The following is a 13069-nucleotide window of genomic DNA, read 5'->3' on the forward strand; positions in this document are numbered from 1 at the left end:
ATTGCTGAATATTAAAAAAGGCTCGTTAGATTAGCATGTTTCTTGCTATTACGAACAATAGTCAAGGCCCGGGAAGTTAATTTTGCCCTGAATTGGGCGCCGGAAATAAAAAAAGCGGGGAGAACCCCGCTTTTTCAGGATGGCTGTCAACCTCTGAGGATCAGATACAGGCTGCTATTGCCCCTGACTATCTTCAGTGCCACCGCGCCTTGTTGCTCTTTGAGCTCTTCTTTCAGCGCTTTTAGGGTGGTGGTCTTGGTGCGGTTGACCCCAACAATCAGGTCACCTTTTTGTAAGCCGCTCATGGCCGCAGGAGAGTTCTGGGCGATATCGGTGATTTCGATACCTTTCTTGCTGTTCTCCAGTGTGGCACCGGCCAACATTGGATGAACAGCGCCGGCCGCAGTTTCTTTCACCTGGCTGGCTTCACCCAGGGTGACTTTGACTGTCTTGTCATCACCATCACGTATCAGGCCAAGCTCTATTTTACTACCGGCACCCATGGTGCCAATCTTGGCCCGCAGTTCTTGGAAGCTCTTGATCTTGCGCCCATTGATGCTGACGATAATATCACCGGCCTTGATGCCTGCCTTGTCGGCGGCACTGCCTTCCATCACTTCACTGACAAAGCCACCGTGCTGGGTCTCGAGACCGAAGCCTTGAGCCAGTTCATTATCCAGATCTCGGCCCATGACCCCCAACACACCGCGGCGAACCTCGCCGTGTTCGATAATCTGATCTACCAGGCTGTGAACCATGTTGGCCGGTATTGCGAAGCCGATACCAACGTTACCACCGCCGGGAGCCACAATAGCGGTATTGATACCGATAAGCTCGCCGCGCAGGTTAACCAAGGCGCCGCCTGAGTTACCGCTGTTGATGGCGGCATCGGTTTGAATAAAGTTTTCCAGCATCTCTATGCCAAGACCGGTGCGCCCCAGAGCACTGACTATACCTGAGGTGACGGTTTGCCCAAGACCGAAGGGGTTACCTATGGCTACGGCAAAGTCACCGACTCTCAAGTCATCCGAGTCGGCGGACTTGATTGCCGTGAGGTTGTCGGCTTCAATCTGCAGCAGAGCGATATCGGCGTCTTTATCTTTACCTATCAACTTGGCCTTTATTTCACGGCCGTCGTGTAGACCTATTTGAATATCATCGGCGCCATCAATCACATGGTTGTTGGTGACTATGTAGCCCTTATCGGCATCTATGATGACACCGGAGCCCAGGCCGCGGAAGGGGCGCTCCTGTACTTGCTCCTGAGGGGCATTGGGGCCAAAGAAGTAGCGGAAGATATCCGGTACCCGTTGGCGGGAAACCTGAGTGCCGGAAACGGCGACAGAGACAACTGCCGGAGTAGTTTGCTCCAACATGGGGGCCAGGCTCGGCATGGTTTGGCCGGCAACAGCTTGAGGTAGAGCGGCCTGGGAAACCACAGGAGCCAGTGTCAGCGTGGCTCCAAGCAGGGCGGCGGAAACAAGAGATAACTTGGTCTTCATCTATGCATTGCTCCTAATACGGGATCAAATAACCATGTACTGTTTGCCACCAAGGTGGCTGAATCGTAAGGGCTCTTACGAGCGTTCGGTAATTAATCCGACTTTAATCTTGTTTAAAAAGTTCATCCTTCATTAATAAAGATTAATTTTTAATGCTTTCCGGCGAAAGTACGGCGTCACTCTTGTCATCAAGGTCACTGATACTGGATTGCATAAATGGCAAAGGGGCCAATTGCTCCTCTTTGGCCAATCTTTGGCTGCCCTGATTCCAATGTTGATTGAGGCGATTGATTTGCTCTGTCAGTTGTCCCAGCAGTGCTCTCTGTTCGGCCAGATGGTCACTGACCTCTTGTTTGTGTTGGCTCAACTCCATCTTGCTGCGTTCAATTGCCACACTTTTACTACTCTTGCCGAGTCCGCGGCTGACCAAGGTCTTACCGATATAACCCAGTATTAACCCCAGAATAAAAGCCGCAAACACCAGTGGCCATTCCATATCGACTCCTTAAGTTTGTCTTTGTGTCTTATGCTCTTGCCCGATCCCATTGGGATATTAGGCAAAATATACCCCGAGCGTGGGTCTCATGATACCATTTGCCGCCCTAACTCTGTTGCGTGAGTTGGCTTAAGGAAAGTGGGAACAAGTCCTCGTGGGACTTGTTCCCACTTTCCTAGGTACCCATCAAATAAGGTTAAAAGAGAAGAATTCAAGTGTCGCAGTTAACCCCCTGGCAGCATTACCAACAAGATCTCACCCGTGAGGATTTCAGCCATGACCCGGCGCAGGAGCAAGCGGTAAAGGCATTGCAGCGTGTTTATGATGAGCTGCAAAGGCCGCAAAAGTCCGGATGGCGCAATTGGTTTAGCCGGGAAAAAAACGCCAAGGTTCAAGGACTTTATCTCTGGGGCGGTGTTGGGCGCGGCAAGACCTATCTTATGGATACCTTTTTCGATGCCCTGCCGGGTGAGCAGAAACTGAGGGCGCATTTTCATCGCTTTATGCACAGAATTCATCGGGAGCTGGACGAACTCAAGGGAACCCGGGACCCGCTGTTGGTGATAGCCAAACAGATGGCAGCGCAATATCGGGTGATCTGTTTTGATGAGTTCTTTGTTTCGGACATCACGGATGCCATGTTATTGGGCACTCTGTTCGAGGCCCTATTTAAGGAAGGGGTAGTCTTGGTAGCCACTTCCAACATAGTACCGGATGACCTCTACAAGAACGGTTTGCAGCGAGCCAGATTTTTACCGGCTATCGCCGAAATCAAGGCCAACTGCCAGGTGCTGAATGTCGATTCAGGAATTGACTACAGACTGCGAACTCTGGAGCAGGCTGAGATCTACCATCATCCACTCGATGAAACCGCCGAATCCAATCTGCAACGTTATTTCACCCAACTGGCGCCCGAGTCAGAAGTCTCGGAAACGCCGCTGGAAATCGATGGACGCAGCATAGTTATCCGCAAACAAGCCCAAGGTGTTTTGCTGGCCGACTTCCGCGCCCTGTGCGATGGGCCGCGCAGTCAGCGGGACTATATGGAACTGGCGCAACTGTTTCATACCGTGCTGCTCAGTGGCCTGGAACAAATGGGCGCCCAGCAGACAGGGGATGATATCGCCCGTCGTTTCCTGGCGTTGGTGGATGAGTTCTATGAGCGGCATGTGAAACTGATCATTTCGGCCGAGGTGCCGCTCGAGCAGATTTACACTGATGGGCAATTGAGTTTCGAGTTCCACCGTTGTCGCTCCCGTTTGATTGAGATGCAGTCCCGGGATTACCTGGCGCTGGAACATCTGCCATAGCTAAAAGGGAGATCCGCTTAGGTGTGGAAAATTCAATCAAATAGCCATACTCAATAAGCCTTGGATGGTGGCAAAGTGCTAACAGCTTGAAAAAGATCGTCTTTTAAGGCGAGATATTAAAAAGCAGGTGATTTTTAGTTCAGCTTTGACTATAATCCGCCACCTGCCCACGTTACTCCGCCGATTGGGCGGATTTAAAAGCCAGTTTCTTTGCTCGAAGGGGCAGAGGAAGGCATTTTTGTGTTATCTGCATCCGCAGGTAGCATGTGACAGAATTTAACTTTGGGTTTTTGTAATAATGAAGACTTTTACTGCTAAGCCAGAAACTGTAGCTCGTGACTGGTACGTTGTTGATGCCGAAGGTAAGACCCTGGGTCGTATCGCCACTGAAATCGCTCTGCGTCTGCGTGGCAAGCACAAGGCTGAGTACACTCCTCACGTAGATACCGGTGATTACATCATCGTGATCAACGCCGAGAAAGTAACTGTGACCGGTAACAAGGCTGCAGGCAAGACGTACTACTCGCACTCAGGCTTCCCAGGTGGCATCAAGCAAATCAGCTTCGAGAAGCTGCAAGCTCACAAGCCAGAAATGATCATCGAGAAAGCAGTCAAGGGTATGTTGCCAAAAGGCCCCCTGGGTCGTGCCATGTTCCGTAAGCTGAAAGTTTACGCTGGCGCAGAGCACAACCACGCTGCACAACAACCTCAAGTTCTTGATATCTAAACGGGATTAAGCAAATGGCTGCAACTCAGTACTACGGCACTGGCCGTCGCAAAACTTCAACTGCTCGCGTATTCGCTAAAGCAGGTAGTGGCAACATCGTTGTTAACCAACGTCCTCTGGATGTTTACTTTGGTCGTGAAACCGCTCGTATGGTTGTTCGTCAACCGCTTGAGCTGGTTGAAATGACTGAAAAACTGGACATCTATGTAACTGTTAAGGGCGGTGGTATCACTGGCCAAGCTGGCGCTATCCGTCACGGTATCACCCGTGCTCTGATGGAGCTGGACGAAGCTCTGCGTCCTACTTTACGTTCTGCTGGTTATGTAACCCGCGATGCTCGTAAGGTTGAACGTAAGAAAGTGGGTCTGCGTAAAGCACGTCGTAAGCCACAGTTCTCCAAGCGTTAATATCGCTTTCGAGATACCAAAAACCCAGCGTATGCTGGGTTTTTTTATGGTTGAGATTTATCTCTGACAGCCCTGTATACTTTGGGCACTCGTGGCATAAAGGGAGAAAATCATGAGTTGGCAATTGTTGTTGATAGCCTTGGGTTTGGTATTGATACTTGAAGGCGTTGGGCCCTTGTTGTTCCCCAACCGCTGGCGTCGTTATCTGCTGGAGGTAGCTTCCCAACCGACCGCCATCATGCAACGCCTGGGCGGCGTCCTGGTTGTTGCAGGAATCGTCATATTGATTATTTTTTCATAAATACTTGCCCTTTCCATGCCAATATCTGTTAGAATCCTGCTTTAACCGCAACCTTGCAGCAAACAATGGGCAAAAATGTAGTTGTTCTCGGCACTCAATGGGGTGACGAGGGAAAAGGTAAGATTGTCGACCTTCTGACCGAACAGGCAAAATTCGTAGTCCGTTACCAAGGTGGCCACAACGCTGGTCATACTCTGGTTATCGATGGTGAAAAAACCGTTCTTCATCTGATCCCCTCAGGCATTCTGCGCGATAACGTCAAGTGCATTATCGGCAACGGCGTAGTTTTGGCGCCCGATGCTCTGATGAAAGAGATCGGCATGCTGAAAGAGAAAGGTATTCCGGTAGAGGAACGCCTACTGATCTCTGAAGCTTGTCCTCTGATCCTTCCTTTCCACTGTGCGCTGGATATCGCTCGCGAAAAAGCGCGTGGCAATAAGGCTATCGGTACTACAGGACGCGGCATAGGCCCGGCTTATGAAGATAAAATTTCCCGTCGCGGTCTGCGCGTAGGGGATCTCTTCAATCCGCAGCTATTTGCCGAGAAGCTGAAAGAAGTGATGGCCTATCACAACTTTATGCTGACAGAGTACTATAAGTGCGAAGCCGTTGATTACCAGAAGACTCTGGATGAAGCGCTGGCACTGGCAGACTACCTGAAAGGTCTGTGTGTGGATGTCACCGAATTGCTGGATCAAGCCCGCAAGAATGGCGACAACATACTGTTCGAAGGCGCTCAGGGCACATTGCTGGATATCGACCACGGTACTTATCCATTTGTAACCTCTTCCAACACTACAGCGGGTGGTGTGGCAACTGGTTCAGGATTCGGCCCTCGTCATCTGGACTATGTCTGCGGCATCATCAAGGCTTATACCACCCGTGTGGGTGCCGGTCCATTCCCGACTGAACTGGAATGTGAAATCGGCGATCACCTGGGAACCAAGGGCCAGGAATTTGGTGCGACAACCGGTCGTAAGCGTCGTCCGGGTTGGTTGGACATAGTGGCTATGCGCCGCGCGGTTCAGATCAACAGCATCAGTGGTTTCTGCCTGACCAAGCTCGACGTTTTGGACGGCTTGAAAGAAGTGAAGCTCTGCGTAGGCTATCAGCATCCAGACGGTACTGTGTCCAATGTGACTCCGCTGGCAGCAGAAGGCTACGAGCATGTCACTCCTGTGTATGAAACCATGCCAGGCTGGAGTGAAAACACCTTTGGTGCCACTTCTCTGGAGCAACTGCCACAGGCAGCAATCAATTATATCAAGCGGATTGAAGAACTGCTGGAAACACCTGTCGATATCATCTCAACCGGGCCAGACCGGAATGAGACCATGATTCTGGTGAATCCATTCAGTTAAGTAAAAAGGCCGCCTAAGCGGCCTTTTTCGTTTATGGGGCTTACACTGTTTGCCCTTAAGAATTGGGTTATACTGCCGATGAAAAGACAGTCTATTTGTCATCAGGACAGCTTATGTTGCGTATAGCCCTATTACTCTTGTTGGTAACCAGTGCCAATGTGTTGGCCGAAGAAACCAAGGCCGTGGATATCTACAGCCAGGAACAACTGCTGGAGCTGATTCGCAGCAAGCAATACCTGACCCGGGTCAAAGCCGATGACTGTCAGTTGGTACAGGATATTGAGGCGCGCGCCGAAGTGCTCAAGCAGCCGTTGTACCAGTACCTCTGGGGTGAGATGCTTAATTTCGGCATCTGCGTCAAGGCCAATCCACCCAGAGGAATATCGCTGCTCAGGGATGCCGCCGAGCAGGGCAGTGCCGAAGCCATGGTGCGCATTGCCGAGTATTATAAAGATGGCAAGTTTGTACTGCAGGACAAAGAACGTTCGGTGCAGTACCTGTTACCCGCTGCCGCCAACGGTGACCTGCCGGCCAGAATGATGCTGGTCGAGCTGTTTGCCAAGGGTTATGGCAGCCCAAGGGATTATGTCTTGGGGTATCACTGGCTCTACAACCAGGTGTTCAGCGATGAACAGACCCAGCAAGACGCCAAAAGATTATTGCAGCTGTTAGCGGCTAAAATGCCCGCCAGTCAGGTGGAGAAGGCCAAAAAGGAACATCTGCAAAGCCGTTAATTAGCTTGTCGCACTGGATGCGACAACGAAAAAATTGGAAATTGAATGATAAAAGATCCTCATTTTGAGCGAGAACAAGATAAGTACGACAACCCCATCCCCAGCCGGGAATTTATATTGGAATATCTGCGCTCGCAGACCTCTCCCCTGAATCGTGAGCGGATCGCCACGGCCCTCAACATCTCCGACGAAGAACAACTCGAGGCGCTGCGGCGTCGGCTGCGTGCCATGGAGCGCGATGGTCAGCTGGTATTTACCCGCGGCCAGTGTTACGGCCTGCCGGAGCGGATGGACTTGATCCAGGGCACTGTGCTGGGCCACAGAGATGGCTATGGCTTCTTCCGTCCAGATGAAGGCGGCGATGACCTGTTTATCAACCATGGTGACATGCTCAGATACTTCCATGGCGACAAGGTGTTGGCGCAGAAGGCTGGAGTCGATCGCAAGGGGCGCCGCGAAGCTCGCATAGTGCGCTTGGTCGCCGAGCGAACCGCCGCTCTGGTGGGGCGTTTCCATGTCGATTGCGGCATGGCCTTTGTTATCGCCGATGATAAGCGTATTACCCAGGAAATATTGATAGACAACGCCGATCGCAACGGCGCCCGTCAGGGCGATGTCGTGGTGGTAGAACTCACCCGCAGGCCGGGGCGCTATGTCAAAGCCGCCGGTAAGGTGGTCGAGGTGCTGGGTAAAGAGATGGCACCGGGAATGGAAATAGAGATTGCCCTGCGCAACTATGATCTGCCCCATACCTGGTCTGCCGCCATCGAGAAGAAACTGAACAAGATCCCCGATGAAGTGCAGGAACAAGACAAGGTAGGGCGGGTCGACCTGCGACAACTGCCCTTGGTCACCATAGACGGTGAAGATGCCCGCGACTTTGACGATGCCGTCTATGCCGAGCGCAAGCGCAGTGGCGGTTGGCGCCTGTGGGTGGCCATTGCCGATGTCAGCTATTATGTGCGTACTCAATCGGCACTGGATCAAGAAGCCCGTGCCCGAGGCAACTCTGTGTACTTCCCGTCACAGGTGATCCCCATGTTGCCGGAAAAGCTCTCCAACGGCCTGTGTTCCCTGAACCCGGGAGTTGACCGTCTCTGTATGGTGGCCGAGATGACAGTGTCGGCGGCGGGTAAGTTGTCCGGCTACAAGTTCTATCCGGCGGTGATGCATTCCCACGCCCGCTTCACCTATACCCAGGTGGCGGCCATGCTGGAAGGCGAAGAAGGCCTGGAAGAGCATAAGCCTTTACTGCCGCACCTCAAGGTGTTGCAGGAGCTGTATCTGGCGCTCGATAGCCAGCGGGCCAACCGTGGCGCCATCGCCTTTGAGACGCTGGAAACCCAGTTCATCTTCAATGAGCAGCGCAAGATAGACAAGATAGTGCCCAGAGCCCGTAACCAGGCGCACAAGATTATCGAAGAGTGTATGATCCTCGCTAACGTGGCGGCGGCCAAGTTTGTCAAAAAGCACAAGGGTGAAGTCCTCTATCGGGTGCATGAAGCGCCATCCGAGCAGAAGCTGACTCAGTTCAAGGAGTTTCTGGCTGAGCGAGGGCTCTCCATGGGCGGCGGTCTCGAACCCGAACCCAGTGACTACCAGGCTCTGATGGAAAAAGTACAGGGTCGCGCCGATGCCGAACTCATTCAGGTGATGTTGCTGCGATCCATGCGCCAGGCGACTTACACACCGGACAATGAAGGCCACTTTGGTCTGGCGCTGGAGGAGTATGCTCACTTTACTTCACCCATTCGTCGTTATCCTGACTTAGTGTTGCACAGGGTGATCCGTTACCTGCTCGCCAAAGAGCGTGGCGAAGCGAGCGATAAGTGGACCCCGGACGGCGGCTATCACTATCAGCTCGATGAGCTGGATCAGCTTGGCGAAGAGTGTTCCAACACTGAGCGCCGCGCCGATGAAGCCACCCGGGACGTCTCCGACTGGCTCAAGTGTGAGTTTATGCAGGACCATGTGGGTGACACCTTCGATGCGGTGGTGGCTTCCGTCACCAGCTTCGGGCTGTTTGTGCGCCTCAATGATTTGTTTATCGACGGTTTGGTGCATATCTCCACTCTGGGCAGCGACTATTTCCAGTATGATCCCATGCGCCAGCGCCTGATAGGTGAGCACTCAGGGCAGATCTACCAGATTGGCGATGCTGTGACGGTTAAAGTCGCCTCGGTCAATCTGGACGACAGGCAGATAGACTTGCTGATGGTGGACGAAGAGGGCCGCAGCCAGCGCCGTAAAGGCCGCAGTAAGAGTAAGCCGCTGACCGCGCGGGAAAGGGTCAATATTGAAGGAGCCCGCCGCTCGGCTAAGGCACAGAAGCCGACAGGTAAAGGGAGCGCCAAGTCTAAGTCCACAGGCGCATCCGCCAAGAGCAAATCAACCAAGGCTGCCGGCAACGCCGGGGCGAAAAAGCCCAAGGCAGCCAAACGAGTCAAGAGAAAGAAGTAAATGAAAAAACAGGAACTGGTGTTTGGCATTCACGCGGTCGAGTCTTTGCTGAAACACGCTCCGGAGCGGGTATTGGAAATGTGGCTGCTCAGTGGTCGTCAGGATGACAGGATCAAGCCCTTGTTGGAGATGGCGGCTCAGTGGGGCATTCGCCCCCAGCAGGCATCCCGCAAGACCCTGGATGACAAGGCCGAAAGCTCTCAGCATCAAGGGATCATCATCCGGGTGCGTCCAGCCAAGGTCTTGACCGAAAACGATCTCGATGCCCTGCTGGACAAGACAGATTCGCCATTTTTGTTGATCCTGGATGGGGTCACAGATCCCCACAATCTGGGCGCCTGTCTGCGAAATGCCGATGCGGCCGGGGTTCACGGCGTCATAGTGCCCAAAGACAACTCAGTGGGACTGACGCCGACCGTCAGCAAGGTGGCTTGCGGCGCGGCCGAGACAGTACCTCTGTTTCAGGTGACCAACCTGGCGCGTACCATGAAGCGTTTGCAGGAAAGGGGTGTATGGATTGCCGGCACCGCAGGCGAGGCCGACAGCACTTTGTATCAGGCTGACCTCAAGGGGGCTCTGGCCATTGCCATGGGCGCCGAAGGCAAGGGGCTGAGACGCCTGAGCCGCGAAAGTTGCGACACCCTGATCTCTATTCCTATGGCGGGCAGTGTCTCCAGTCTGAACGTGTCGGTGGCGACCGGCATCTGTCTGTTCGAAGCTGTGCGTCAGCGTCTCTAACTGCCGAATATGGCAGCCTCTCTTGAGAATACGGGCCATAAACTGTATAGCAGTGCCGGCCCGTATCCCATGCAACTGCAACAAGGCTATCTGGGTGAAATCTATGGCATGGCGTTCTTCGAGCGCCTCGGTCGGGATTATCATTCTCAGGTAACCGAGAACCAGTTAACAGAAATCCACTTAATAGAAAGCCAAGCCGTGTTTTCTCTACTGTTCAAGGTGGAGCAATATACTGCCAAGGCTTTGCTGAAACAGTTGCCCGAGCTGGCAAGTCTGGACGAGGCGTTGTTGGAGCAGGTGCGCATGCAAGCGCAAAAAGAGGTGGACAGTTGGCTTAAGCTTCCCTGGCATGAACTGCTTGCGGCGCTGCGCCTCTGGGTCGAACCTTACCAGCAAAAATATGCCAAGTGGGCGGATGATGCCGAGAGTAACTCTGAGTACGGCGCAGCCTTTCGTCTGTTGGAGCGGCATGAAACCGCCATCTATCGCTATCTGCAGGCGCTTGAGCGCGGTGACCAGCGTTCAGCGTTAATCCTGGAGTGTTTTCTTGGAGCTCTTTAGTTGAAAGAGCTCTTCAAGTGCGGAAATTACTGGAAGGTATAGAGCAGGTTGAAGGTGGTGATGGTATCTGTCTGTTTACTGCCTTCCGGCACCACTTCTGTGTATTTAACGTTGAAGCCTATCTTGAAGGCCCAGTCCTGAAACAGGGTGTTTTTATAGCCCATGTCCAGTGCCAGAGTATTGTTGTTTTCGCCCACCTCGGCGGTCAGGTCGGCAGTGAAGCTGGTGTACTCGTGGATCTTCTGTTCAAACTTGGCCGCGGTCCGTAGGATCACATCTTTCTCGGCTACTGGATCCGGCGCCGCATCAGTTTCTATCGGCATGTTGTATCGGTAACCCGGGCCGACTTCGAGACTCAACTTGGTACGGCGGGTGCTGATGGCATCGAAACCATAACCACTGGACGCGGTATAAATTTCTGTGTAAGAACCGAACTTGTCCCAGATAAATTCGCCGCGGCCGAAGATATAGCCGCCGTTGAGTTTGTAGTTGGACTGCAGTTGCAGATTGTACTTCTCGGCAGTGGTTTTTTCAGAGTCAGAGGCGAAATAGGCCTTGAGGGTTCCTTCCTGTTTGGCGTTTTCCGTGTCGTAAACCAACTTGGTGCGACCATTGAAACTGCTTGAGTCTGTGTTACCTGTGTTGAGCTGAAAGCCGGCCTCAATCTCAGCGGTGAAGTCGCTTGGAGGCTCGCGATAATCCGGAGGCACCAAGGCCCACGCCGAAGTCGGTAGCGCAAACAATAACGCCAATACAGAGGATCTTGTCATTATTCTTATGTCTTTTGCTGTGACTGCCATAAATTTAGCGTCACATAATACCTGCTCATGGGGCCGAGGCAAAGTTATTGCTTGAGTTTACCGCAGCCTTTATGTACTATTTCGCGCCTAATTCAGTCACATTAATTTTCGTTCCTTGCCTCAATTTGGTCTGACTGAGCCAACAACGAGGCTAGATAACCGTAAGGAGCACTAAATGCGTCATTACGAAATCGTATTTATGGTTCACCCTGATCAGAGTGAACAAGTACCAGGTATGATTGAGCGCTACACAGGTGTTATCACCGAAGCTGGCGGTCAAATCCATCGTTTGGAAGACTGGGGTCGTCGCCAACTGGCTTACCCAATCCAGGATCTGCACAAGGCTCACTATGTTCTGATGAACGTTGAGACCACTGCAGAGTCTGTTGAAGAGCTGGAAACTGCTTTCCGTTTCAACGACGCCGTTCTGCGTAGCCTGGTGATGCGCACTAAAGCTGCCATCACTGAAGCATCTCCAATGGCCAAAGCTAAAGACGAGCGCGATTCACGTCGCAGCGCCGTTAGCGAAAAAGCTGCTGAAGAAACCCAAGAAAACGCTGAAGCAAGCGCTGAGTAAGTTTTTCTGTGACCACCAATCACTTGGTGTTGTCCGGTACCGTCATTCGGTCCAGACACTTTGATAGTCCGGCTGGAATACCTCACACGGTACTTCAACTGGAACACAGGTCGCAGCGTTTCGAGGCCGATTTGCCCAGAAACGTCTACTGCCAACTTCAAGTGATATTGAGTGGTGAACGCTTCAAGAGCGTAGCAGACAAGCTGAAAGCGGGTGTGGATATCCAAGTCAGTGGTTTTCTGGCTCTACAACAGAGTCGCAATGGCCAAAGCCGACTGGTGTTACACGCCGAAAATGTCGAATTGAAAAATTAGGAGACTGTCAAATGGCACGTTATTTCCGTCGTCGTAAGTTCTGCCGTTTCACTGCTGAAGGTGTTACGGAGATCGATTACAAAGATATCGCTACTCTGAAAAACTACATCACAGAAAGCGGTAAGATTGTTCCAAGCCGTATCACTGGTACTTCTGCCAAGTATCAGCGTCAACTGGCTCGCGCTATCAAGCGTGCTCGTTATCTGTCACTGCTGCCATACACTGATCTGCATCAGTAATCGGCACTGTTCTAGCTAGAGGAATTGATAATGAACGTTATTCTGCTTGATAAAATCGCAAACCTGGGCAACCTGGGTGACCAGGTATCAGTTAAGGCCGGTTACGCTCGTAACTACCTGCTGCCAAAAGGCAAAGCTGTTGTTGCCAACGCTGAGAACGTAAAAGTTTTCGAAGCTCGTCGTGCTGAGCTGGAAGCCAAGCTGGCTGCCGACCTGGCCGCTGCCACTGCTCGTGCAGAGCAGATCTCTGCTCTGGAAGCGGTTGTTATCGCTTCTAAAGCCGGTGACGAAGGCAAGCTGTTCGGTTCTATCGGTACCCGTGACATCGCTGATGCAGTAACTGCTGCCGGCGTTGAACTGGCCAAAGCCGAAGTACGTCTGCCACTGGGCGCTCTGCGCACTACTGGCGACTTCGAAGTTGAAGTTCAGCTGCACACTGAAGTAAAAGCTGTAGTTAAAGTAACTGTTGTTGCTGAAGCTTAATCCCGGCTTTTACTAGAAAAACACCGCCTTCGGGCGGTGTTTTTTTATGCCTGTTTGCT

At 52.3% G+C, this 13069-nt stretch carries 16 protein-coding genes; 13 read left to right on the forward strand and 3 right to left on the reverse strand.

Annotated features, from left to right (window positions below):
• Positions 1-146 precede the first annotated feature (146 nt).
• A complete protein-coding gene (degQ, locus tag WKR14_RS03215) occupies positions 147-1502 on the reverse strand; it encodes a Do family serine endopeptidase DegQ (RefSeq protein WP_101054885.1) in 1356 nt (451 codons plus the stop codon).
• Between the two features lie 142 nt (positions 1503-1644).
• The gene (locus WKR14_RS03220) at positions 1645-1998 is read right to left on the reverse strand and encodes a ZapG family protein (RefSeq protein WP_101054888.1); all 354 of its coding nucleotides are present in this window, start codon (positions 1996-1998) and stop codon (positions 1645-1647) included.
• Between the two features lie 215 nt (positions 1999-2213).
• On the opposite strand from WKR14_RS03220, the gene zapE reads away from it, so the two are divergent.
• From zapE to WKR14_RS03265, 9 genes are all read left to right on the forward strand, one after another.
• A complete protein-coding gene (gene zapE, locus WKR14_RS03225; protein WP_101054891.1) occupies positions 2214-3308 on the forward strand; it encodes a cell division protein ZapE in 1095 nt (364 codons plus the stop codon).
• A gap of 298 nt (positions 3309-3606) precedes the next feature.
• A complete protein-coding gene (gene rplM / locus WKR14_RS03230; protein ID WP_025009334.1) occupies positions 3607-4035 on the forward strand; it encodes a 50S ribosomal protein L13 in 429 nt (142 codons plus the stop codon).
• A 14-nt stretch (positions 4036-4049) separates the two neighbouring features.
• Positions 4050-4442 (forward strand): 30S ribosomal protein S9, encoded by a 393-nt coding sequence (gene rpsI / locus WKR14_RS03235; RefSeq protein WP_025009335.1) that lies wholly within the window; start codon positions 4050-4052, stop codon positions 4440-4442.
• A 112-nt stretch (positions 4443-4554) separates the two neighbouring features.
• Positions 4555-4743, forward strand: coding sequence for a DUF2065 domain-containing protein (locus tag WKR14_RS03240; protein WP_101054894.1), 189 nt, complete (start codon positions 4555-4557; stop codon positions 4741-4743).
• 65 nt (positions 4744-4808) lie between these two features.
• On the forward strand, positions 4809-6104 hold the full coding sequence (locus WKR14_RS03245) for an adenylosuccinate synthase (RefSeq protein ID WP_100143079.1): 1296 nt from the start codon (positions 4809-4811) through the stop codon (positions 6102-6104).
• A 113-nt stretch (positions 6105-6217) separates the two neighbouring features.
• Positions 6218-6838 (forward strand): tetratricopeptide repeat protein, encoded by a 621-nt coding sequence (locus tag WKR14_RS03250; RefSeq protein ID WP_101054897.1) that lies wholly within the window; start codon positions 6218-6220, stop codon positions 6836-6838.
• A gap of 45 nt (positions 6839-6883) precedes the next feature.
• The gene (gene rnr, locus WKR14_RS03255; RefSeq protein ID WP_234555995.1) at positions 6884-9298 is read left to right on the forward strand and encodes a ribonuclease R; all 2415 of its coding nucleotides are present in this window, start codon (positions 6884-6886) and stop codon (positions 9296-9298) included.
• Positions 9299-10036, forward strand: coding sequence for a 23S rRNA (guanosine(2251)-2'-O)-methyltransferase RlmB (gene rlmB, locus WKR14_RS03260; protein ID WP_165564459.1), 738 nt, complete (start codon positions 9299-9301; stop codon positions 10034-10036).
• Between the two features lie 69 nt (positions 10037-10105).
• A complete protein-coding gene (locus WKR14_RS03265) occupies positions 10106-10597 on the forward strand; it encodes a hypothetical protein (RefSeq protein ID WP_226563702.1) in 492 nt (163 codons plus the stop codon).
• Positions 10598-10623: 26 nt separating this feature from the next.
• On the opposite strand, the gene WKR14_RS03270 is transcribed toward WKR14_RS03265, so the two are convergent.
• A complete protein-coding gene (locus WKR14_RS03270; protein ID WP_165564461.1) occupies positions 10624-11367 on the reverse strand; it encodes a DUF481 domain-containing protein in 744 nt (247 codons plus the stop codon).
• Positions 11368-11572: 205 nt separating this feature from the next.
• On the opposite strand from WKR14_RS03270, the gene rpsF reads away from it, so the two are divergent.
• The 4 genes from rpsF to rplI are packed head-to-tail and all read left to right on the forward strand — an operon-like array spanning position 11573 to position 13010.
• Complete coding sequence (rpsF, locus tag WKR14_RS03275; RefSeq protein ID WP_025009342.1) at positions 11573-11974, forward strand: 30S ribosomal protein S6; 402 nt, start codon at positions 11573-11575, stop codon at positions 11972-11974.
• Positions 11975-11982: 8 nt separating this feature from the next.
• Positions 11983-12288, forward strand: coding sequence for a primosomal replication protein N (gene priB, locus WKR14_RS03280; protein WP_028779665.1), 306 nt, complete (start codon positions 11983-11985; stop codon positions 12286-12288).
• An 11-nt stretch (positions 12289-12299) separates the two neighbouring features.
• Positions 12300-12527, forward strand: coding sequence for a 30S ribosomal protein S18 (rpsR, locus tag WKR14_RS03285; protein WP_025009344.1), 228 nt, complete (start codon positions 12300-12302; stop codon positions 12525-12527).
• A 30-nt stretch (positions 12528-12557) separates the two neighbouring features.
• The gene (gene rplI / locus WKR14_RS03290; protein WP_025009345.1) at positions 12558-13010 is read left to right on the forward strand and encodes a 50S ribosomal protein L9; all 453 of its coding nucleotides are present in this window, start codon (positions 12558-12560) and stop codon (positions 13008-13010) included.
• Positions 13011-13069 lie beyond the last annotated feature (59 nt).

The sequence above is a fragment of the Shewanella chilikensis genome, assembly GCF_037953065.1.
GTDB classification, from domain to species: domain Bacteria; phylum Pseudomonadota; class Gammaproteobacteria; order Enterobacterales; family Shewanellaceae; genus Shewanella; species Shewanella chilikensis.